Origin of the sequence: Streptomyces sp. NPDC016309 (genome assembly GCF_043077235.1) — a bacterium.
Classification (GTDB): Bacteria; Actinomycetota; Actinomycetes; order Streptomycetales; family Streptomycetaceae; genus Streptomyces.
Window position 1 is genome coordinate 282,876 of sequence record NZ_JBIBSG010000006.1, and the last position, 21,767, is coordinate 304,642.

General features: G+C 73.4%; 20 protein-coding genes and 1 tRNA gene. 12 read left to right on the forward strand and 9 right to left on the reverse strand.

Annotated features, from left to right (window positions below; all coding sequences use genetic code 11):
- The first annotated feature begins 30 nt into the window (after positions 1–30).
- The gene (locus ACF068_RS17625) at positions 31–273 is read left to right on the forward strand and encodes a hypothetical protein (RefSeq protein WP_392275132.1); all 243 of its coding nucleotides are present in this window, start codon (positions 31–33) and stop codon (positions 271–273) included.
- Positions 274–451: 178 nt separating this feature from the next.
- Here ACF068_RS17625 and ACF068_RS17630 read toward each other — a convergent pair whose 3' ends face one another.
- The 5 genes from ACF068_RS17630 to ACF068_RS17650 form a co-directional block, all read right to left on the reverse strand.
- Positions 452–871, reverse strand: coding sequence for an RcpC/CpaB family pilus assembly protein (locus ACF068_RS17630; RefSeq protein ID WP_392275133.1), 420 nt, complete (start codon positions 869–871; stop codon positions 452–454).
- 457 nt (positions 872–1,328) lie between these two features.
- Positions 1,329–2,207: an S-methyl-5'-thioadenosine phosphorylase gene (locus tag ACF068_RS17635; protein WP_392275134.1), complete on the reverse strand. Its 879-nt coding sequence runs from the start codon at positions 2,205–2,207 to the stop codon at positions 1,329–1,331.
- Between the two features lie 78 nt (positions 2,208–2,285).
- Positions 2,286–2,606 carry an FmdB family zinc ribbon protein gene (locus ACF068_RS17640; protein ID WP_392275135.1) on the reverse strand — a complete coding sequence of 107 codons (321 nt, stop codon included), beginning with the start codon at positions 2,604–2,606 and terminating at the stop codon, positions 2,286–2,288.
- A gap of 68 nt (positions 2,607–2,674) precedes the next feature.
- Positions 2,675–3,970, reverse strand: coding sequence for an MFS transporter (locus tag ACF068_RS17645; RefSeq protein ID WP_392275136.1), 1,296 nt, complete (start codon positions 3,968–3,970; stop codon positions 2,675–2,677).
- Positions 3,971–4,324: 354 nt separating this feature from the next.
- A complete protein-coding gene (locus tag ACF068_RS17650; protein ID WP_392275137.1) occupies positions 4,325–5,845 on the reverse strand; it encodes a potassium/proton antiporter in 1,521 nt (506 codons plus the stop codon).
- Positions 5,846–6,042: 197 nt separating this feature from the next.
- On the opposite strand from ACF068_RS17650, the gene ACF068_RS17655 reads away from it, so the two are divergent.
- On the forward strand, positions 6,043–8,883 hold the full coding sequence (locus ACF068_RS17655; RefSeq protein WP_392275138.1) for a penicillin acylase family protein: 2,841 nt from the start codon (positions 6,043–6,045) through the stop codon (positions 8,881–8,883).
- Between the two features lie 14 nt (positions 8,884–8,897).
- Here the strand turns inward: ACF068_RS17655 and ACF068_RS17660 are convergent, their stop codons facing one another.
- The gene (locus ACF068_RS17660; protein WP_392275139.1) at positions 8,898–9,479 is read right to left on the reverse strand and encodes a 5-formyltetrahydrofolate cyclo-ligase; all 582 of its coding nucleotides are present in this window, start codon (positions 9,477–9,479) and stop codon (positions 8,898–8,900) included.
- A 107-nt stretch (positions 9,480–9,586) separates the two neighbouring features.
- On the opposite strand from ACF068_RS17660, the gene galU reads away from it, so the two are divergent.
- The 8 genes from galU to ACF068_RS17700 all read left to right on the forward strand — a co-directional run bounded on the left by galU (position 9,587) and on the right by ACF068_RS17700 (position 17,400).
- Positions 9,587–10,498, forward strand: coding sequence for a UTP--glucose-1-phosphate uridylyltransferase GalU (galU, locus tag ACF068_RS17665; protein ID WP_392275140.1), 912 nt, complete (start codon positions 9,587–9,589; stop codon positions 10,496–10,498).
- Positions 10,495–11,802: a gephyrin-like molybdotransferase Glp gene (gene glp / locus ACF068_RS17670; protein ID WP_392275141.1), complete on the forward strand. Its 1,308-nt coding sequence runs from the start codon at positions 10,495–10,497 to the stop codon at positions 11,800–11,802. The genes galU and glp overlap by 4 nt, the downstream gene beginning before the upstream one ends.
- A 126-nt stretch (positions 11,803–11,928) precedes the next feature.
- Positions 11,929–12,429 (forward strand): cyclic pyranopterin monophosphate synthase MoaC, encoded by a 501-nt coding sequence (moaC, locus tag ACF068_RS17675; RefSeq protein WP_392275142.1) that lies wholly within the window; start codon positions 11,929–11,931, stop codon positions 12,427–12,429.
- Complete coding sequence (locus ACF068_RS17680) at positions 12,426–13,040, forward strand: molybdenum cofactor biosynthesis protein B (protein WP_392275143.1); 615 nt, start codon at positions 12,426–12,428, stop codon at positions 13,038–13,040. The genes moaC and ACF068_RS17680 overlap by 4 nt, the downstream gene beginning before the upstream one ends.
- Positions 13,037–13,657 carry a GNAT family N-acetyltransferase gene (locus ACF068_RS17685; RefSeq protein WP_392275144.1) on the forward strand — a complete coding sequence of 207 codons (621 nt, stop codon included), beginning with the start codon at positions 13,037–13,039 and terminating at the stop codon, positions 13,655–13,657. The genes ACF068_RS17680 and ACF068_RS17685 overlap by 4 nt, the downstream gene beginning before the upstream one ends.
- Before the next feature lie 148 nt (positions 13,658–13,805).
- On the forward strand, positions 13,806–14,873 hold the full coding sequence (gene glpR / locus ACF068_RS17690; RefSeq protein WP_392275145.1) for a gephyrin-like molybdotransferase receptor GlpR: 1,068 nt from the start codon (positions 13,806–13,808) through the stop codon (positions 14,871–14,873).
- An 86-nt stretch (positions 14,874–14,959) separates the two neighbouring features.
- A tRNA-Ala gene (locus ACF068_RS17695) sits at positions 14,960–15,033 on the forward strand.
- Positions 15,034–15,429: 396 nt separating this feature from the next.
- Positions 15,430–17,400 (forward strand): ricin-type beta-trefoil lectin domain protein, encoded by a 1,971-nt coding sequence (locus ACF068_RS17700; protein ID WP_392275146.1) that lies wholly within the window; start codon positions 15,430–15,432, stop codon positions 17,398–17,400.
- Between the two features lie 39 nt (positions 17,401–17,439).
- Here ACF068_RS17700 and ACF068_RS17705 read toward each other — a convergent pair whose 3' ends face one another.
- Both ACF068_RS17705 and ACF068_RS17710 read right to left on the reverse strand, forming a co-directional pair.
- A complete protein-coding gene (locus ACF068_RS17705; protein ID WP_392275147.1) occupies positions 17,440–18,432 on the reverse strand; it encodes a trypsin-like serine peptidase in 993 nt (330 codons plus the stop codon).
- Positions 18,433–18,603: 171 nt separating this feature from the next.
- The gene (locus ACF068_RS17710) at positions 18,604–19,083 is read right to left on the reverse strand and encodes a GNAT family N-acetyltransferase (RefSeq protein WP_392275148.1); all 480 of its coding nucleotides are present in this window, start codon (positions 19,081–19,083) and stop codon (positions 18,604–18,606) included.
- Between the two features lie 59 nt (positions 19,084–19,142).
- On the opposite strand from ACF068_RS17710, the gene ACF068_RS17715 reads away from it, so the two are divergent.
- Together ACF068_RS17715 and ACF068_RS17720 are read left to right on the forward strand one after the other, a co-directional pair.
- Positions 19,143–19,940, forward strand: coding sequence for an exodeoxyribonuclease III (locus ACF068_RS17715; RefSeq protein WP_392275149.1), 798 nt, complete (start codon positions 19,143–19,145; stop codon positions 19,938–19,940).
- 138 nt (positions 19,941–20,078) lie between these two features.
- On the forward strand, positions 20,079–21,122 hold the full coding sequence (locus ACF068_RS17720) for a DUF6528 family protein (protein WP_392275150.1): 1,044 nt from the start codon (positions 20,079–20,081) through the stop codon (positions 21,120–21,122).
- On the opposite strand, the gene ACF068_RS17725 is transcribed toward ACF068_RS17720, so the two are convergent.
- On the reverse strand, positions 21,112–21,738 hold the full coding sequence (locus ACF068_RS17725) for a MerR family transcriptional regulator (protein ID WP_392275314.1): 627 nt from the start codon (positions 21,736–21,738) through the stop codon (positions 21,112–21,114). The two genes, ACF068_RS17720 and ACF068_RS17725, sit on opposite strands and share 11 nt — an antisense overlap.
- Between the last annotated feature and the right edge of the window lie 29 nt (positions 21,739–21,767).

Genomic DNA, 21,767 nt, shown 5'->3' on the forward strand with positions numbered 1-21,767 from the left:
ACGCGCGGACGGGCGGCGTACCCTGGAGGAATGAGGACCGCCCCCGCCCCCGGACCGCGTGATGCGAAGAGCGACTCGGCGTCGGAGGAAGAAGAGCAGAACCCCCAGGGCCCCCGGGTCCCGAAGAAGAAACCCGCGCTGATCTTCGACGATCCGCTGGACCAGCCTTCGGCGGACGATACGGACCGTGGGTGGGGTGAGCGGCCTCCGGCCGGCGGCAGCGCCGCCGACCTGGCGCGCTTCCTCGACGAGAAGCCGCCGCACCACCTCTGAGCCGACGGCCCTACGGGGCCGCCCGGCCGGCGCCGTGCTGCTCTGCGCGACGAGCGCGTCGCGGATCTCCTTGAGGACCTCCAGCTCGGTGACCTCCAGGGTCTCCTCCACACCCCGCCGCTCCCTCTGGGGGGCCGCCCCCTTGCGCCGTGACCGTGCCGCACCGGCCCGCCCGCACTCAGCACAGCGTCAGCGCCAGACGGGAGGTCGTGGCCGCGCCGGCCAGCTCGGCGGCGGTCGCGCGCGGGACGGACAGCACGATCAGCGCACCGCCGTCGCCCGGCCCGCCGTCCGTCGCTCCGCCCGCCGCGCGCGGCACCGTCTCGACGCGCGCCCCCCTGGCCACCACCCGGGCGGTGTCGTCACCGTCCGCCGACGGGGAGACCGGGGACGCGATCACGTCGACGCGGTCGCCGGGCCGCAGCAGGCGCACGGTGGCGGCGTCCGCGATCCGCACCGGGACGGACACCACCTGAACCGGCTTCCGCTCCCGCTGGGGCGCTGCCGAGGCCCGCGGCTCGTCCACGTCGGCGGGGGCACGCGAACCGGCGGCGGAAGCGGCCAGCGCGGCGGCCGTCAGGGCGAGCCCCGCCGCCACGGCGTGACGCCTCCGCCGCACCGCCCGCCGCAGCCGGTGCCGCCCGCCGCGCACCCGTAACGGCGCGAACTGCGGTACCCCGCACGTCTCGGGCACCGGCGCCGGCGCAGGCACCGGATGCCGGCGCCCCAGCGCGGGCGGGGCGCACGATCCGGACGACGGCGCGGCATCGGCACGAGCGCGAGCGTCAGCGTCGACGTGAAGGGGCGGGAGGGGGAGGGGGAGGGGAAGGGGGAGAGAGCGGGGAGGACAGGGAGGAGTGGAGCGAGGAGGAGTGGGGAGCGTCATGACGACCACCGCCAGCCGTGAGAGGACCGGGCCCGGGCAGCGGCTCGGGCGCCGCCGGCTTTCCGCCGGCGCCCCTCACGATCCCGTCCGCCCGCCGATCCCGCTCACGCCTGTGGACGACCCCGGCGATGGGGAGAACCGCGTCACCCGCGAAGGTGAGCGCCCCTGATCACGGCAGTTCGATGCCGAGGTCCCAGCCGTCGTGCGCGTGGGTGCACAGGCAGGAACGGCTGTCGGTCTCGGGCAGCCCGGCGACCGCGTCGAAGAGCACCTCCCGCAGCCGCCCCACGTTCTCGCCGAACACCCGCAGCACCTCGGTGTGGGAGACGCCGTCCCCGGTCTCGGCACCCGCGTCCAGGTCCGTGACCAGGGCCATCGACGTGTAGCAGAGCCCCAGCTCCCGGGCGAGGTACGCCTCCGGGTGCCCGGTCATGCCGACCACCGACCAGCCCATGGCGGCGTGCCACCGCGATTCGGCGCGCGTGGAGAAGCGCGGCCCCTCGACGACGACCATCGTCCCGCCGTCGACCGCCTCCCAGCCGCGCCCGTGGGCGGCGGCGAGGGCGACCTTGCGGCCGTCGGGGCAATAGGGGTCGGCGAACGACGTGTGCACCACGTTCGGGACGCTCCCGTCGGGCAGCGGCTCCCCGTCGAAGTACGTCTGCGTACGGGCCTTCGTGCGGTCCACCAGTTGGTCCGGCACCAGCAGCGTGCCCGGACCGTACTCGGGGCGCAGTCCGCCGACCGCGCACGGCCCCAGAATCTGCCGCACCCCGACGGACCGGAGCGCCCAGAGGTTGGCCCGGTAGTTGATGCGGTGCGGCGGCAGGTGGTGGCCGCGCCCGTGCCGGGGCAGGAAGGCGACGCGGCGCCCGGCCAGCTCCCCGAAGAACAGCGAGTCGCTGGGGCTGCCGTACGGGGTGGTGACCCGTACCTCGGTGACGTCCTTCAGGAAGGAGTAGAACCCCGAGCCGCCGATGACACCGATGTCCGCGCGGAGCCCCTCGCCGCCGCCACCGCCGTTGCCTGCCTTCGCCGCGTTCGCCATGCGGCTCACCCTAGCCGGGCCCGGAAACGCCCGGGACCCCGCCGTAGGGATACGACGGGGTCCTCGGGGAAGCGGGGGTCAGGCGGCGGAGCTGGAGCTCCCGGCCGCGCCGGACGTGGCCGGCTTGGAGTCCGACGACGAGGAGCTCGTCGAAGAGCCGGAGCCGGACGTCGTGCTCGACGCGCTCGACGACTTCGAGGCGGGCGAGCTGCTGGACGACGCGCCACGGCTGTCGTTGCGGTAGAAGCCGGAGCCCTTGAAGACAATGCCGACGGCCGAGAACACCTTCTTCAGGCGTCCCTGGCAGTTCGGGCACTCGGTCAGGGCGTCATCGGTGAACTTCTGCACCGCCTCGAGGCCCTCGCCGCACTCGGTGCACTGGTACTGGTAGGTCGGCACTTGTCTTCCTCCTGGCACTCTCACTCATTGAGTGCTAACGACAGTCCATACTGACGTATTCCGCGGGATCAGTCCACTGTCACCGGTACGCGGTGACCGACGCCACGCGCCACGGTGCGGCTCGCCGGACGCGGCGCGAGCCGCGAGCGGAGCGCCACCAGGGTGGCCAGCGCCAGTGCCGTACCGGCCAGCGGGACCAGGAATCCGGCGCTCGCGCCGTGCGCGTCCGCCAGCCGGCCGGCGACCGTCACGGCGGCGGCCTGGCCCAGCGCCACGGCGCCCGTCAGCCAGGTGAACGCCTCGGTCCGGGCGGACGCCGGGACCAGCGACTCGACCAGCGTGTAGCCGGTGATCAGCGCGGGGGCGATGCACAGGCCGACGACCAGGCCGAGCGCGCCGAGCAGCACCGCGGAGTGCGCGGACCACAGCAGCGAGGCGGCGAGGGTGAGGCCGGTGTAGCCGAGGACCAGCCGGCGGCGGGGCCCCATCTTCCAGGCGATGGCCCCGACGGCGATGCCGGCCAGCATGTTGCCCGCGGCGAAGAGCCCGTACAGCAGGCCGTTCATGCCCGGCTGCCCGATCTCCTCGGTGAAGGCGGTCAGCGAGACCTGCATGCCGCCGAAGACGGACCCGATGCCCAGGAAGGCGACGGCCAGGACCCGTACACCAGGTACGGACAGGGCGGAGACGCGGTCCACGCGCGCGTGGCCGGCGGCGTTGCCGTGGGCGGGCTGGGTACGGCGCTGGGCGGCGAAGAGCAGGCCGCCGGCCAGGGTCAGCGTCGCCTCGGCGATCAGGCCGGCCGCCGGGTGGACGCCGGTGCACAGCGCGGTGGCGAGGACGGGGCCCACCACGAAGGTGAACTCGTCCGTCACGGACTCGAAGGCCGCCGCGGTCGACATCAGCGGGGAGCCCTCCAGCTTGGCGGCCCAGCGGGACCGGACCATGGGCCCGACCTGCGGCACGGAGGCGCCGGTCGGCACCGCCGCCGCGAACAGGGCCCACAGGGGGGCGTCCGCCAGGGCCAGCGCCGTCAGGGCCGACACCGACAGGGTGTGCACCAGCACGCCGGGGACCAGGACGGCCCGCTGGCCGAAACGGTCGGCGAGCTTGCCGCTCTGCGGGGCGAACAGGGCCATGGAGACGCCGGTGAACGCGGCGACCGCGCCGGCGCTGCCGTAGGAGCCGGTGGTGTGCTGCACCAGCAGGACGATGCCGATGGTCAGCATCGCGAAGGGCTGCCGCGCGGCGAACCCGGGCAGCAGGAACGTCCAGGCGCCCGGGGTGCGCAGGAGCTGCCCGTAACCGGGACGCCGAGCGGGGTCCGTGGGGGTGACCTGGGCTGTCTTGACAGCGGAGGGCACGGCCCGTGCCTTTCTGCCGCCTGGTAGCGCTCCCCTGGGTGTCGGGAGCCGCCGAGAGCTGTCCTCTTGCGCGGAACTGCGGTAGATACCGGGCTCCACTGCGGGGAGCTTCACGGCCGCCATACGGTCGCGCCAGCTCTGCGTCAGGCAGAGTTGGTCGATCAGTGTGCCTTCATGGTACAGGGAGCGGCGCGTGTGGTGCCTGTGAAATTGCCGATACGGCCAGGACCTCACCTCCGATTAACCGGAAGTTCACCTTCCGTTTGGTTGGCGCCGCCGTACGCCGCGCCTCCCACCGTGCCGCCCCGCCCCGCCCCGCCCCGCCCCGCCGCCCCGGCCCGCCCGCTCCCCACCTCAGCGGCGGCCGTTGGCGCCCGTGCCCAGCCAGTCGGCCAGCTTGCCGCCCTGGCTCACCGCCCGGAGGCGCCGCTCGGCCGCGTCCCGGACCGGGTCCGTCGCCACCACCAGCAGCTCGTCCCCGCGCCGCAGCACGGTCGTGGGCGCCGGGACGAAGCTCTGGCCCTCCCGGACGACCAGGGTCACCGCCGCCCCCGGAGGCAGCCGCAGCTCGGCGACCTCCACGCCGTGCATCCGGGACTTCTCCGGGACGGCCACCGACAGCAGGTGCCCGCGCAGCCGCTCCAGGGGTGCCGATTCGACGCCCAGGTCGGCGGCCTCCGCCGAGTCGGCCAGCCGCAGCGCCCTGGCCAGCCACGGCAGGGTCGGACCCTGCACCAGGGTGTAGACGACGACCAGCACGAAGACGATGTTGAAGACCTTCTCGCTGCCCTCGATCCCGGACACCATCGGGATGGTCGCCAGGATGATGGGCACCGCCCCGCGCAGGCCCGCCCACGACATCAGGGCCTGCTCCTGCCACGGGACGCGGAACGGCAGCAGGCTCAGCAGCACGGACAGCGGCCGCGCCACCACCGTCAGCGCCAGCCCGACCAGCACCGCCGGCCAGAAGTCGTCCACCAGCTCGTGCGGGGTCACCAGCAGGCCGAGCAGGACGAACATGCCGATCTGGGCGATCCAGCCCAACCCCTCGGCGAACCCCCGGTTGGCGGGCGCGTGCGGCAGCCTGGCGTTGCCCAGGACCACCGAGGCCAGGTAGACCGCGAGGAAGCCGCTGCCGTGCGCCATGGCGCCCGCCGCGTAGGCGACCACGGCGATGGCCATCACGGCGATCGGGTACAGGCCGGAGGCGGGCAGGGCCACGTGGCGCAGCCCGAACGAGCCCAGGAAGCCGATCGCCAGTCCGATGCCGGCGCCGATGGCCAGTTCCATCACGATCGTGCCGAGCAGCATGTACCAGCTCTCGACCGGGCCGGTCGTCGAGAAGGCCACCACCAGGATCACGACGGGGGCGTCGTTGAAGCCGGACTCGGCTTCCAGGGTGCCGGTCACCCGGGACGGGAGGGGGATCTTGCGCAGGACGGAGAAGACGGCGGCGGCGTCGGTCGAGGAGACGACCGCGCCGATGATCAGCGCCTGGCGCCAGTCGAGGCCCACCCAGTAGTGGGCCGCCGCGGCCGTGACGCCCACGCTCACCGCGACGCCGGCGGTCGACAGGACGGCCGCCATGGGCAACGCGGGTTTGATCTCCTTCCACTTCGTTCCCAGGCCACCCTCGGCCAGGATCACCACAAGCGCGGCATAGCCTATGACTTGGGTCATTTCGGCATTGTCGAAGTGGACGTTGCCGATCCCGTCCTGCCCGATGGCGACCCCGATCCCGAGGTACAGCAACAGGCTGGGGAGCCCGCTGCGGGAGGAGATCCGCACAGCCGCGACGGCGACGAGCAGCACGAGCGAGCAGATGAACAGGAGTTCGTTGAGCTGGTGGACAGTCAGTGGCCGACCCTTCCTCATGTGCGCGCCGGATCGTTCCAGCAACGGGGGTACTTCGTTACCTTACCTAATCATTAACGTTTCCTTGACGCCTGATCGTCCTCCATGGTCGTCCGGGGGAGGCGGTCCCTTACTGACACCGCGTCCGGGCCGGGTGAGCGCTGCGCCTATGGTTGCTCCCAGCACTCCAGGACCAGCCTGCGCCTCGAAGGACAGCGATGCCCGCCAACACCACCGCCGCTTCCACCAAGAAGAAGGGGCGACGTGCCCGTCTGCTCGTGATCGCCCTGGTGCTGGCGCTGGTCGCGGGCGTCGGCTACGGCGCCTACTGGAGCGTCAGCACCGTGCGTGCTCCGTTCCCGCAGACCACCGGCACCCTCAAGCTCGACGGGCTCTCCGGTCCGGTCGACGTGAAACGGGACGACTACGGCGTCCCGCAGATCTACGCCTCCACCGACGAGGACCTCTTCCGCGCCCAGGGTTACGTCCAGGCCCAGGACCGCTTCTGGGAGATGGACGTCCGCCGCCACATGACGGCCGGACGGCTGTCGGAGATGTTCGGCAAGGACCAGGTCGAGACGGACGCGTTCCTGCGCACCCTCGGCTGGCACCGGGTGGCCCAGCAGGAGTACGACAAGCTCCTGTCGCCCGACACCAAGAAGAACCTCCAGGCCTACGCGGACGGCGTGAACGCCTACCTGAAGGGCAAGGAGGGCGGTGACATCTCCGTCGAGTACTCCGCCCTCGCCTTCGCCAACGACTACACCATCGAGCCCTGGACGCCGGTCGACTCGGTGGCCTGGCTCAAGGCGATGGCCTGGGACCTGCGCGGCAACATGCAGGAGGAGATCGACCGTTCGCTGATGACCAGCAGGCTCAGCGAGAAGCAGATCAAGGACCTGTACCCGGCGTACCCCTACGACCTGCACCGTCCGATCGTGGACAAGGGCGGCGTCGACAAGGCCACCGGCAAGTTCGACCCCGACGCCGAGGGGGAGGGCGGCGGCCAGGACGCGGACACGGACGGCGGCCAGGGCACGGGCAACGGCACGGGCCGGAACGGCACCGGCCAGGGCACCGGCAGCGGCAGCGGCCAGGGCAATGGCTCCGGCACGGGCAACGGCACCCCTCAGGGGGCCACCCAGGGCCTCCAGTCCCAGCTCTCGTCCCTGTCGGCGAACCTGGAGAAGATCCCCGCCCTGCTCGGCCCCAACGGCAACGGTATCGGCTCCAACTCGTGGGTCGTCTCCGGCAAGTACACGACCACCGGGAAGCCGCTGCTCGCCAACGACCCGCACCTGGCGCCCCAGCTCCCCTCGCTCTGGTACCAGATGGGCCTGCACTGCCGTGCCGTCTCGGACAAGTGCCGTTACGACGTGGCCGGCTACACCTTCTCGGGCATGCCCGGCGTGATCATCGGCCACAACCAGGACATCGCCTGGGGCTTCACCAACCTGGGCGCGGACGTCAGCGACCTGTACCTGGAGAAGATCACCGACAACGGGTACGAGTTCGACAAGAAGGAGATCCCCTTCGTCACCCGCAAGGAGGTCATCAAGATCGCCGGTGAGGGCCCCAGGACCATCACCGTCCGGTCGACGAACAACGGCCCCCTGGTGTCCGACCGCAGCAACGAGCTGGAGAAGGTCGGCGACGAGGCTCCCGTCGACGCCCTCGCCCCGGACCGCGGCGACGGCTACGCGGTCGCCCTCCGCTGGACCGCGCTCGACCCGGGCAAGTCCATGGACGCCGTCTTCAAGCTGAACCGCGCCACCGACTTCAAGCAGTTCCGCGAGGCCGCCCGCGACTTCGAGGTGCCCTCCCAGAACCTGATCTACGCCGACGCCAAGGGCGCCGAGGGCAACATCGGCTACCAGGCCCCCGGCAGGATCCCGGTCCGCCAGAAGGGCCACGACGGCACCCTGCCGGCGCCCGGCTGGGACAAGAAGTACACCTGGAAGAAGACGTACGTCCCCTTCGACGAGCTCCCCTACGAGGAGAACCCGGAGCGCGGCTACATCGTGACCGCCAACCAGGCCGTCATCGACCAGGACGCGTACCCGTACGCGCTCACCCAGGACTGGGGCTACGGCTCGCGCAGCCAGCGCATCAACGACCTCATCGAGTCCAAGACCAAGGACGGGGCCAAGGTCTCCACCGAGGACATGCGGACCATGCAGATGGACAACAGCAGCGAGATCGCCAAGCTGCTGACCCCCTACCTGCTGAAGATCGACATCTCCGACCCGCACGTCCGCGAGGCGCAGAAGCTCCTGGAGGGGTGGAACTACACCCAGGACGCGGACTCCGGGGCGGCCGCCTACTTCAACGGCGTCTGGCGCAACGTCCTGAAGCTGGCCTTCGGCAACAAGCTGCCCAAGGAGCTCCGGGTGAAGGGCGAGTGCCTCAACGTCCGCCCGGCCGACTCCACCGGACCCGTCGACGAGCAGAACCGGCTGGTGCGGGAGTGCGGCCAGCGCGACGCCGACTCGGCGCAGCCGGACGGCGGCGACCGCTGGTACGAGGTGGTCCGCAGGATCCTGGCGGACGAGAAGAACGAGTGGTGGAAGTCGCCGCAGAGCCGGACCCACGACGGCACCGACACCCGTGACGAACTGCTGAAGCGCGCCATGGAGGACGCCCGCTGGGAGCTGACCTCCAAGCTCGGCAAGGACGTCAACAGCTGGAGCTGGGGCCGGCTGCACCAGCTCACCCTGAAGAACCAGACCCTCGGCACCGAGGGCCCGGGCGCCGTCCAGTGGCTGCTCAACCGGGGCCCCTGGAACCTCTCGGGCGGCGAGGCGGCGGTCAACGCCACCGGCTGGAACGCGGCCGGCGGGTACGGGGTCGTCTGGGTGCCGTCGATGCGGATGGTCGTGAACGTCGGCGACTGGGACAAGTCCCGCTGGATCAACCTGACCGGCGCCTCCGGTCACGCCTACAGCGCCCACTACACCGACCAGACCGACAAGTGGGCCAAGGGCGAGCTGCTCGACTGGGCCTACGGCAAGCAGGCGGTCGACGCCCGGACCGTCGACACGCTCGTGCTCACGCCGTAGGGGGCGCCAGGGCCTCAGGCACGGAAGCGGAGGGTGACCTCCGGGGTCACCGCCGCGTGGACGGGGTGGTCGTGCGGTTCCTCCGGGACCCGCTCGACCACCTCGTTCGCGTACAGGAGCACCACCAGGGCCGGATCGTGCCCGCCCCGGGCCAGCCGGGCCAGCACCCGGTCGTACGAGCCGCCGCCGCGCCCCAGCCGCATCCCCCGCACGTCCACCGCCAGGCCGGGCAGGAGGACCGTGTCGGCCTCCACGACGGCGTCCACGCCCAGCCGGGGCCCCGCGGGCTCCAGGAGGCCCCGCCGGGCCGGCAGGAGCCGCTCCGCGCCCTCGTAGGCCGCCCAGTCCAGGTCGTTGTCCTCCAGCAGGACCGGCAGCAGGACGCGCACGCCCCGCTCGCGCAGTACGTCGAGCAGCGCGCGCGTGCCGGGCTCGCTCCCCGTGGAGACGTAGGCGGCGACCGTCCAGGCCCGCCGCAGCTCGGGCAGGTTCAGGGCGGCTTCCGCGAGAACCGCCGCGGACTTCTGGACGTCATCACTGGTCAGGAGGGCTCGCGCGGCCAGCAGTTGGCGTCGCAGAGCGGTCTTTTCGGACATGTCGTCGGTCACCAATACCTCACAAAACCTCTCGTACAAGGCCGTAGGGGCACGAAGTTAACCGGAGGCGGATCTTCCTCCCATACCGACCGGATAGGGTGCTCCGCATGAACGACTCGCACCCCAGGATCAGCAAGGCTGTCATTCCCGCCGCCGGCCTCGGCACCAGGTTCCTGCCGGCCACCAAAGCCACTCCCAAAGAGATGCTGCCTGTGGTCGACAAGCCGGCCATCCAGTACGTCGTCGAAGAGGCGGCCGGTGCCGGCCTCTCCGACGTGCTGATGGTCACCGGCCGCAACAAGCGGCCCCTCGAGGACCACTTCGACCGCAACTACGAGCTCGAGGAAGCCCTCGTCAAGAAGGGCGACCAGGAGCGCCTCGCCAAGGTCCAGGAGTCCAGCGACCTGGCGACCATGCACTACGTCCGCCAGGGCGACCCCCGCGGACTCGGCCACGCCGTCCTGTGCGCCGCCCCGCACGTCGGCGACGAGCCGTTCGCGGTCCTCCTCGGCGACGACCTCATCGACCCGCGCGACCCCCTGCTGTCCCGCATGGTGGAGATCCAGGAGCGCGAGGGCGGCAGCGTCGTCGCCCTGATGGAGGTCGAGCCGTCCCAGATCCACCTCTACGGCTGCGCGGCCGTCGAGCCCACCGGCGACGCCGACGTCGTCAAGGTGACCAACCTGGTCGAGAAGCCCGACCCGGCCGAGGCCCCCAGCAACTACGCCATCATCGGCCGGTACGTGCTGGACCCCGCCGTGTTCGGGATACTGCGCCGGACCGAGCCGGGCCGGGGTGGTGAGATCCAGCTCACCGACGCCCTCCAGAAGCTCGCCGCCGACGAGTCGGCGGGCGGCCCGGTGCACGGCGTCGTCTTCAAGGGCCGCCGCTACGACACCGGTGACCGGGGCGACTACCTGCGGGCCATTGTCAGACTCGCGTGCGAACGTGAGGATCTGGGACCGGACTTCCGGAACTGGCTGCGCGGTTACGTCACCGAGGAGATGCAGGAACTGTGAGTACGACCTGGTCGGTGGACGAGCACCTGGAGGACATCCTCCAGGCTGTCCACCCGCTCGACCCCATCGAGCTGCCGCTGCCCGACGCCCAGGGCTGTGTCCTGGTCGAGGACGTCACGGTGTCCGTCGCCCTGCCGCCCTTCGACAACAGTTCCATGGACGGGTACGCGGTACGGGTCGCCGATGTCACCGGCGCCACCGAGGAGTTCCCGGCGGTGCTCACCGTGATCGGCGACGTGGCGGCGGGCAGCGAGGAGCTGCTCATCGTCGGCCCCGGCCAGGCCGCCCGCATCATGACCGGCGCCCCGCTGCCGCCCGGCGCCGAGGCCGTCGTCCCCGTCGAGTGGACCGACGGCGGCACCGGCGGCGCGCCCGCCACCGGGATGCGGGCCGCCAGCGCCGCGCCCGAGGGCGCCACCGGCGAGGTCCGCGTCCACCGCCCCGCCGGGGCCCGCGCCCATGTGCGCGCGCGGGGCAGCGACGTGCGGCCCGGCGACCTGGCCCTGGCGGCCGGCACCGTCCTCGGCCCGCCGCAGATCGGGCTGCTCGCCGCCATCGGACGCGGCACGGTCCGGGTGCGTCCCCGCCCGCGCGTGGTGGTGATCTCCACCGGCAGCGAGCTGGTCCAGCCCGGCGAGGAGCTGGGCCCCGGCCGGATCTACGACTCCAACAGCTTCGCCCTGGCCGCCGCCGCGCGGGACGCGGGCGCCATCGCCTACCGGGTCGGCGCCGTCACCGACGACGCCGCCGGCCTCCGGGCCGCCATCGAGGACCAGCTCATCCGCGCCGACCTCCTGGTCACCACCGGCGGGGTCAGCGTCGGCGCGTACGACGTGGTCAAGGAGGCCCTCTCCTCGGTGGGCGACGAGGACGAGCCGGGCGGCGGCGTCGACTTCCGCAAGCTCGCCATGCAGCCGGGCAAGCCGCAGGGCTTCGGCTCCATCGGCCCCGACCACACCCCGCTCCTGGCGCTGCCCGGCAACCCGGTCTCCAGTTACGTCTCCTTCGAGCTGTTCGTCCGGCCCGCGATCCGGGCCCTGATGGGCCTGGGGGACACCGTGGACACCCAGCGGCCACGCGTGCGTGCCGCCCTCGCCGCCGACGGGCCGCTGTCCTCCCCGGCCGGCAAGCGCCAGTTCCTCCGGGGCCGGTACGACGCCGCCGACGGCACGGTCACCCCGGTGGGCGGCGCCGGCTCCCACCTGATCGCCGCCCTCGCCCGGGCGGACGCCCTGCTGGTCGTCCCCGAGGACACCACCACGGTGGAGCCGGGCGGGGAACTGGACGTGATCCTCATCGGCTGACGGGGGCCGCGTGGCGGTACCGTGTCTGCCGCTGTGCCTTCCCGGGGGACCACCCCCGGCCCCCGCCGGCGCGACAATGGCCGTGCGGGGCAATCGGCGCCGGAACACGCGAGGCGGAGTTCAGCAGTGAGTACGCAAGGCAGCCTGACGCACATCGACGAGTCGGGGGCGGCCCGGATGGTCGACGTCTCCGGGAAGGACGTCACCGCCCGCACCGCCCGCGCCACCGGCCGGGTGCTGGTCTCCCCCCGGGTGATCGAGCTGCTGCGCGGTGAAGGCGTCCCCAAGGGCGACGCCCTCGCCACCGCCCGGATCGCGGGCATCATGGGCGCCAAGCGCACCCCGGACCTCATCCCGCTGTGCCACCCGCTCGCCGTCTCGGGCGTGAAGCTGGACCTGTCGGTCGCGGACGACGCGGTCGAGATCGCCGCGACGGTGAAGACCACCGACCGCACGGGCGTCGAGATGGAGGCGCTCACGGCGGTCTCGGTGGCCGCGCTGACCGTCGTCGACATGATCAAGGCCGTCGACAAGTCCGCCGTCATCACCGACGTACGGGTGGAGGAGAAGACGGGCGGCAAGTCCGGCCCCTACCGGCGGACCGAGGCCGAAGGGGAGCGGGCGTGACCCCCAGGGCCGGACACGTCCACGGCGCGCACGCCCCCGGACCGGAGCGCGGCACCACCCCGCACGCCGCCGGAGCGGAACACGCCCCCGGAGCGGAAAACGCCCCCACCGTCCCCGCCGACGGCGCCCCGTACCGGGCGCTCGTCGTGACCGCGTCCAACCGGGCCTCCGCCGGGGTGTACGAGGACAAGGGCGGCCCCCTCCTGGCCGAGGGGCTCACCAGGCTCGGCTTCCGCGTCGACGGCCCCCAGGTCGTCCCGGACGGCGACCCGGTGGAAGCCGCGCTGCGCGCCGGGGTCGAGGCCGCGTACGACGTCATCCTCACCACCGGCGGCACCGGGATCTCGCCCACCGACCGGACGCCCGACGTCACCCGCCGGGTCCTGGACCACGAGGTCCCCGGCATCCCCGAGGCCATCCGCGCGTACGGCCGCGACAAGGTCCCCGCCGCCGCCCTGTCCCGGGGGCTGGCCGGGGTCGCCGGCCGCACCCTGATCGTCAACCTGCCCGGCTCCACCGGTGGCGTCCGCGACGGCCTCGCCGTCCTGGAGCGGATCCTGGTGCACGCGGTCGACCAGCTCCGCGGCGGCGACCACCCCAGACCGTCATGAACCCGGCCTGGCCCGTGACGCTGGTGGACGGCGCCGTCGTCCTGCGGCCGATAAAGCTGCGCGACCAGCGGGAGTGGCGGGAGGTCAACCGGCGCAACCGCGACTGGCTGCGCCCCTGGGAGGCGACCATCCCGCCGCCCGCGCCCGGCAGTCCGCTCGCCCAGCGCCCCACCTACCGGCAGATGGTCCGCCATCTGCGCGCCGAGGCGAACGCGGGGCGGATGCTGCCGTTCGTCGTCGAGTACGAGGGCCGCCTGGTCGGACAGCTCACCGTCGCCGGCATCACCTGGGGCTCGATGTGCTCGGGCCACGTCGGGTACTGGGTGGACCGGGAGATCGCCGGCCGGGGCGTCATGCCGACGTCCGTGGCCCTCGCCGTCGACCACTGCTTCCGCGCGGTCGGACTGCACCGGATCGAGGTGTGCATCCGCCCCGAGAACACCCCCAGCCGCCGGGTCGTCGAGAAACTCGGATTCCGGGAGGAAGGGCTGCGTCCCCGGTACCTCCACATCGACGGGGCCTGGCGCGACCACCTGGTCTTCGCGCTCACCGCGGAGGAGGTCCCGGAGGGACTGCTGCGCCGCTGGCACCGCACCGGCCGCGGCACCCCGCGCTGATTAATAAGAAATGTGTTCGAATTCGGTCCCCGTTCAGTCGTAACCGGTCGGATCAATCACAAAAAAATTCAGTGATATCAGCCAGATCGTGCGACACACCGGCCCAATTGGCCGATGGCCGGATGCGAACCCCTCTACGGTGTGAGACGTGAGCAGCAGCGGCCTCATCTACGCAGTCATCGTCGGGGCCTGGGCCGCCTACTTGGTGCCGATGTGGCTCCGCAGGCAGGACGAGCTGAACGAAGCCCGTCCGACGGAACGCTTCAGCACCGCCATCCGGCTCCTGTCCGGACGGGCGGGGATGGAGCGCCGGTACGCCAAGGAGCTGCGTGAGCGCACCGCCGAACAGGCGGCGTCACCCGACGTCGACCCGGACGCCGAGACCGAGCACCTCAGCTCGGTCGACGTCCGGGCCTTCGCCGCGCCCCCGGACCACACCGAGGCGCGTCTGGAGGTCCCGGCGGTCCCGCCGGCCGGGCCTCGCCCCGCCCGGCGTCCCCGGCCCGCCGGAGCGGCCGCCGAGCGCGCCCGGCGTTCCAAGGTCCTCGCCCGGCGCCGGCGCACCACGGTGGTCCTCTTCCTCGCCTTCACGCTCGGCGCGATCGTCGCGGCGGTCGGCGGCCTGGCGTTCCTGTGGGCCCCCGGCGTCCCGGCCGTCCTGCTGAGCGCGTACATCGTGCACCTGCGCGCCCAGGAGCGCCGGCGCTTCGTGTACGTCATGGACCGGCGTCGCGCCGAGGCCGCCGCCCAGCGACTGCGCGAGAGCCGCCCGCGCGGCCGGCCCGTCCAGGATCAGGACGAGGCGCCCGAGGCCCACCACCCGCACCCGCAGCCCGAGCCGGAGCCGGCTCCCGCGCTCACCCCGCAGGAGGCCGGGCGGCGCGCCTTGGTGGAGCAGACGGACCACGCGGAGTGGGTGGACCAGCAGCGCGATCACGGCCCCGCCCGTGGCGACAGCTGGGACCCGGTCCCCGTGCCGCTGCCCACGTACGTCACCGCGCCGGTCGCCCCGCGCGCGACGGGCGGCGTCGACGTCACCGACCCGGAGACCTGGAGCGCGGCCCGCTCCTCGGCGGCGGAGCCCACCCCGCCGCCGCCCACGCGCCAGAACCCGAACCCGAGCCCGCACCCCCCGCGCCGCTCCCACGACCACGGCCGGACGCCGCTCTTCGACCAGTACGCGGACGAGGACCGGCCCCGCGCCGCGAACGAGTGAGAGCGGTGTGACGCGTCTCGCGCGGTCCCCGGGGGTACGGATTTCCAAGCACCCGGATCGGGATGCTAATGTTTCACACGTCGCAAGGGCCTGTGGCGCAGTCTGGTAGCGCACCTCGTTCGCATCGAGGGGGTCTGGGGTTCAAATCCCCACAGGTCCACGCACACACGAGATCCCGTCCGATCGTTCCGATCGGGCGGGATCTCGTCGTTGACGGCCCCGTGGCGCGGCGGCCGGGCGGCGGGGGGACCGGCGCGACGAGGAGCCCGGAGTCGACCGGCCGGGGCGCGGACGGCGCTCGTACGGGATGCGCGGGCGCGGCCGGTATGGGGCCGGGTGCACCGCCTGCCGGAAGTCTTGTTCCATAGCGGCGGGTTATGGAAAGCTGTGCAACCCCGCGGGCCCAACCGGGCTTTATTGCGCGGTAGTTCGAATTCCTGGGCGGTGGCAACCCTAAAAGGGAATCGCGCCGAATAGGTATGTACCAATCCAGGTACCCATCAGGCTGCGTTCCCCTTCAGCCCCCCATCGCAATGCCCTGAATGGAAATGGACCCATGCGCTCTCCCCGTCCCGAGCATCCCGTACCGCCACCGCCGCCCTACGCACCCACGTCGGGAGGCGCCGACGCGGCGCTGGCCGCCGCGCTGGGCGCGGCGCCCGGCGGCGGGGACCCGGCGGACACGTACCCCGCCACCGTGCTCCTCGCGCGGCACTGCCGGGCGATGAGCGACTACGCGGCACTGCTCACCACCTCCCGCACCTACGCCTCGATGGCCGTGTCGGCCGCCTTCGCCCGGGTCCTGGACGAACTGCGGTACGGCGGCGGGAGCGGCACGGAGGCGGCGGTGCGGCCGCGGCTGCTGGCGGCGGTGCGCCGTACCGTCGCGGACTGGGCCCGGGACCCGCGGACCGCGGCGCTGCTGACCGGGCTGCCGGACCCCGCCGCGCCGGGGCCCGACCGGCTGCTCGTCGCCCGGGCGTTCGCCGCGCTGCCCGGCCCGGCGCAGGTGCTGCTGTGGCACCGGGAGGTCGAGGCCGAGGGGATATCCATTCCGGCCGCATTGCTTGCCGTCGACCCCCGGACCGCGTCGGCACAACTCGACGACGCCCGGGAACTGTTCCGCGACGGGTGTCTTCGCGTCCATTCGGAGCTCGCCACCGACCCGGAATGCCGGCACTACAACCGGCTGCTCGACATATCGCTGCGGCGCGGTGGAGAGCTGATCCCGGACATCCGGCGGCATTTGTCGAAGTGCCGGCACTGCCGGTACGCGGCGGACCAGTTGGACCACTCCGGCGGGCGGCTGCCGCTGCTGCTGGCCGAGGGCGTGCTCGGCGAGGGCGCCCGCGGGTACGTCGAGTCGCGGCCCGGCCGCTCCCGCGCCCGGACCGCCGCCCCTGCCGAGGCGCCGCGCCGGGCGGGGCGCCACTCGCGGGCCGTGCCGGCGGGAGCCGCACGGCGCCTGGCCGCCGCCGTACCGGGCGGGGGAACGCTGCTGGTGGGCCTCGGCGTCGTCATGGCCGGCGTCCTGGGCGTGGCGGCCGTGACCAGCTTGTGGCCGGACCGGGACGGCGGTGGGCGGAGTGCCGGGCCGGCGGCCCCGGGCGGGTCCGGCGGTGCCGCCGCCCCGGCGCCGGGTTCCCGGCCGACGACCGCCACCCCCCGGCCCCCCGCGCCGGCCGGTCACGGCGGCGGAGCGCCGACCACCCGGCTGCGCAACGCGCGGGCGGCGGAGCTGTGCCTGGACATCCGGGACGGCCGGCCGCAGGTCGGCGCCGAACTCATGCTGGCCGTCTGCTCGGGCCACCCCGCGCAGACGTGGCGGTACGAGCCGGACGGCCTGCTGCGCAGCGCCGCGGCCCCGGACCTGTGCGCGCACTCGCAGGAGCCCTCCGGGGTGGTCGTGCTGCGGCTGTGCGCGACACAGGCGGCCATGACCGTGCGGTACGACCTGAGCGTCCAGGGCGACCTCGTGCCCCGCTGGCACGCGGGACTGGGCCTGGTGCCGACCGCGCCGCAGGCCGGGGCCACGGTGGTGGTCAGGATGCGGGACGGGTCGGCGTCCCAGCGCTGGCTGACCGACAACGCTGTCGGCGCCCCCGCGACGGTGCCCGCGCCCCGGCGGGCGGTCGATGACATCGATGCCACCGGCGGGGGCGCGACGGGGAGGACCCGGGCGCCGGGCGCCCCGACGGGCCCGTCGGCGGACCGGCCGGCCGCCCCGCCGGCCGCCACCGGCGGCCGCACGGCGGCGACCGGGGCCCCGTCCGGTGGGCGGGACGGCGAGCGGTCCCAGGAGCAGGACGGTGAGCCGTACGGGGAGCGGGACGGCGTCCGGGGAGTCAGCGCCCCGGCCCCGGACCCCGGCGCGCGGCCGGAGGCCCCTGACCCCGGTGCGCCGTCGGGCGCCCCGGGGCGGGCGGTGGAGCTCGCGCCCGCCGAGGGCGCGGGCCCGCTCGTCCTCACGGTGGTCCCGGGTGCGGCGGCCCCCGCGGTGGACCGGGGCGGGGCCGTCACGGACTGAGCGCCGGCGGGGGCGGCCCCGCCGGCGCGGCCGGGCCGGTTACGACACCTGGGCCTTGTCGTACAGGGCCTTGGCCTCGTTGCCGAAGTACGGGCCGAACATGCGGTTCGGCAGGAACGTGTAGCCGAAGCTGTTCACCGACACCTGGAGGCCCGTCCCGGCCGACTCGCTGAAGCCGGTGAACCAGGGTCCGCCGCTGGAGCCGCCGGTCATGTTGCAGCCCAGGCTGTGGTCCTGGGAGAAGAGGAAGTCCTTGGAGGAGTTCCCGCTGCAGTAGATCAGCTTCGTGCCGTCGTACGGGGACGCCGCCGGGAACCCGAAGGCGTACATCTGCTTGTTGTAGCCGCCGTTGAACTGGATGCCCTGGGCGCCGGTGACGGCGGTGAGGTTCTGGCCGCCCAGCGGGGCGACGACGGCCGCGCCGATGTCGTGGTTGATGTCCTCGCTCGCCTCCCACTGCGGGGTGGTGAGGGTCTTGGTGGCGGTCCACTGACCGTAGGGCGCCTGGCCGTTGTCGTACGCGGGCACGAAGACCCAGTTGGTGTGCCAGCTCCCCTGGTACTTCACGCAGTGTCCGGCGGTGATGACCGTGCTGGCGTTCTGGCTGGTCACGGCATTTCCGGTGCAGGACGCGGTCCGCCCCTGGAAGGTGAAGAACACCCGGCCGGAGGTCTTCACGACCGCTCCGCCGCCGGTCCAGGCCCCGCCCGCCTGGGGGAAGGCCGTGGGCGCGACGGCCGTGGGCGCGGCGGCCGTCGGCGCGACGGTCGTGGTGCGGCCGCCCGGTGCCGGGGCCCGGAGCTTCGTGGCGGCCGCCGGGGTGAGGGTCAGGTCGAGCGGGGTGGCGCCGCGCATGCGCTCGGCGGTCCAGAAGGTCCGTGCCCGGTGCTGTTCGGCGGCGGTGACGGTCCTGGCGCCGGGGTCGGGGGCGGGTGCCGGCGCGGCCGCGGTGGCGGTCGCGGTCGACAGGGCGCCGGTGAGCAGGGCTCCGACGGTCAGCAGGACACCCATGGCGGTGCGTTGGCCTCTCACGCATGTCTCCTTCTGCCGTGCCCGGGCGCGGCCCGCGCGGCCGGGCAGGGTGGGGGAACGAAGAGCGGTGCGGATCGACGTGCGTGAGGCAGGGTGCCACGACCGGGGGTGCTTTGTCAGGGGCGCGTCACGGTCTCGTCGTCGGGAGGTCGTCACTCGGGTCGTACGGCGTCACTTCAGCGGTTTCGCGAAACAGCGGCTGCTCTCGTACTCCCGGTAGTAGCCGAACTTGGCGCACGGCTCGTACCCGCTGGAGACGTAGAGCGCGATGGCCTCCGGCTGGGCGTCGCCGGTCTCCAGCACCATCCGGGTGCGGCCGGCGGCCCGGGCGTCGTCCTCCAGGGCGGCGAGGATGCGGCGGGCCAGGCCCAGGCCGCGCGCCTCGGGCACGACGTACATGCGCTTCAGCTCGGCGTCACCGTCGGAGTAGCCCTCCTCGTTCTCGTCCTGGGTGCGCCAGCCGCCCGTGGCGACGGGGCGGCCCCCGGAGTCGTAGGCGAGCAGGTAGAGGCCCCGGGGCGGCCGGAACATCACGGGATCCAGCGGTGTGAGGTCGCCCTCGTCGCCGTACCGCTCGGCGTACTCGAGCTGGACCATGTCGTTGAGTTTGCGGGCGTCCGGGTGGTCGAACGAGCTGGACTGAATAATCATGCGAGGCATCGTACAATCATGCGGAGTGATCTTCGAGGTGTCGTCGGTAGGGTGCGTGGATGCTCATTGTGACCTCCGTGAACGTGAACGGTCTGCGGGCCGCCGCCAAGAAGGGCTTCGTGGAGTGGCTGGCCGCCACCGAGGCCGACGTGGTGTGCCTCCAGGAGGTGCGGGCCGAGGAGTCCCAGCTCCCCGAGGCGGTCCGCGCCCCCGAGGGCTGGCACACGGTCCACGCCCCGGCCGCCGCCAAGGGGCGCGCGGGCGTCGCGCTCTACACGCGGCGCGAGCCCGACGCCGTACGGATCGGGTTCGGGTCGGAGGAGTTCGACGGCAGCGGCCGCTACGTGGAGGCCGACCTGCCCGGCGTCACGGTCGCCAGCCTCTACCTGCCCTCCGGTGAGGTCGGCACGGAGCGGCAGGACGAGAAGACCCGCTTCATGGGGGCGTTCCTGCCGTACCTCGCCGGGCTGCGGGAGCGCGCCGCCGCCGACGGCCGTGAGGTGGTCGTCTGCGGCGACTGGAACATCGCCCACCGGCCGGCCGACCTGAAGAACTGGAAGTCCAACCAGAAGAACTCCGGTTTCCTCCCCGAGGAGCGGGAGTGGCTGACCCGCGTCTTCGACGAGGCGGAGTACGTGGACGTCGTCCGCGCGCTCCACCCCGACCAGGACGGGCCGTACTCGTGGTGGTCCTACCGAGGCCGGGCCTTCGACAACGACGCCGGCTGGCGCATCGACCTCCAGGTCGCGACGCCCGGGCTCGCCGCCCGGGCGGTCAAGGCCTGGGTGGAGCGGGCGGCCACGCACGGCGAGCGGTGGAGCGACCACGCCCCCGTCACGGCGGCCTACGACCTCTAGGTCGTGTCTTGTCCCGCCGCCCGGTGCCGCCGGGCACAGGTGTCCGTCAAGCGGGGCCGGATGGTCCGGAAGTGAGGGTTCGTCAGCCCTGGTGTGGCGGGGCCCGGAAGCGGGGAAACCTTCTGGCAGGGTGACGGTGTGCGCATCACCGCCGTACGTACGCCGCCGAAGTCCGCCCTGCTCGCGGCCGTCGTGTGCGGCCTGCTGATCGCCGCCACCGTACCGACGTCGGCCACCGTCCCGGTTCCCGCTCACGAGATCCCCGCCGGGACGCCCGACGTCCTCCTCACCGACCAGGCCTCCAGGCGGGTCCTGGTGCTCGACGGCCGCCGGCGCGACTGGGACCCGGACGCCGGCCCGGCCGTCGTGAAGTGGGCGTTCTCGCCGGTCGGCGACGCCCGGTACGCCGACCTGGAGCCGGACGTGAGCTGGGTGCACCCGAGCGAGGCCAAGGTGCGCCGGTGGCGTGGCCGGACGTACGTGCTGACGGTGGCCTCGTACGGCTTCGCGGCGGTGGTCGCGTACCCGTCGGGCCGCCGGTACTGGGGCGGCACGCTCTCGCCGGGCACCATCCGGCACAACCCGCACAGCATCGAACTGCTGCCGGACGGCAACGTGGCCGTCGCGGGCAGCACCGGAGGCGTCGTACGCCTCTACGCGGCCGCCACCGCCAGGGGCCGGGCGGAGGTGCCGTACACGACGTACCCGCTCGCGGACGCGCACGGGCTCCAGTGGGACGCCGGGCGGCGGGTGCTGTGGGCGCTGGGCGGCGACCGGCTGGTGGCGCTGCGGGTGGGCGGCACGGCGGCGGAGCCGACGCTCCACGAGGTGGCCGGGGCGCGGCTGCCCACCCCGCACGGGCACGACCTGGGGCAGGTGGCGGGCGACCCGGACCGGCTGTGGGTGAGCAGCGGATCGGCCGTGTACCAGTACGTGAAGAGCACCGGCGCGTTCCGGCGGGACTACCCGGGCGCGGCGGGGATCAGCCGGGCGCGGGTCAAGGCGGTGGGCGACGACCCGGTGACCGGGCAGGTGCTGTCCACGGTGCCGGAGGCGGGCCTGGGGGAGAGCTGGTGGACCCGCACGGTGGCCGTGCACCGGCCCGAGGGGAGCTACCGGCTCGCGGGCGGGGGCGTCTACAAGGCGCGGTGGTGGCGGATCCCGCCCGGCGTCACCGGTTGAGCGCGCGCAGCCGGCGGTCCAGGGCCATCGAGACCTCCGCCTCCACCACGCTCTTCGCCAGCGGCCGCAGGCGGACGACGTCGGCGTCCCCGACCGCGTGGGCGCGCAGCAGGTCGGCGAAGAGGGTGGCGAGCGCGTCGGCGTGCTCCCGGACGCGGGACGCGGCGGACAGCACCGCCGCCAGCGGCACGCCCTCCCGGACGAGCGCGGCCGACACCTCCAGCAGCCGGCGGCTGACGTGGACGATCTCCTCGCCGTCGGTGGCGAGGTAGCCCAGTTCCAGGGCGCTGGCGAAGTTCTCGGGCGTGACCTGGTCGCCGAAGTGGTCGGCCAGTTCCTCGGGGGTGAGCCGGACCGGCTCCTCCTCCGTCGGCTCGCCGAGTCCGAGGACCTCGCCGACGTCCCGGCCGCTCTCGAAGGCGGCGGCCAGGTCGGCGATGCCGTTGAGGGTGTGGCCGCGCTCCAGCAGGGCGGCGATCGTCCGCAGCCGGGCCAGGTGGTGGGGTCCGTACCAGGCGATCCGGCCCTCCCGGCGGGGCGGCGGGATCAGACCGCGCTCGCGGTAGAAGCGCAGGGTGCGGGCGGTGATGCCGGCCGCGCGGGCCAGCTCCTCCATGCGGTACTCGCGGGCCTGCCCCGGCTCCG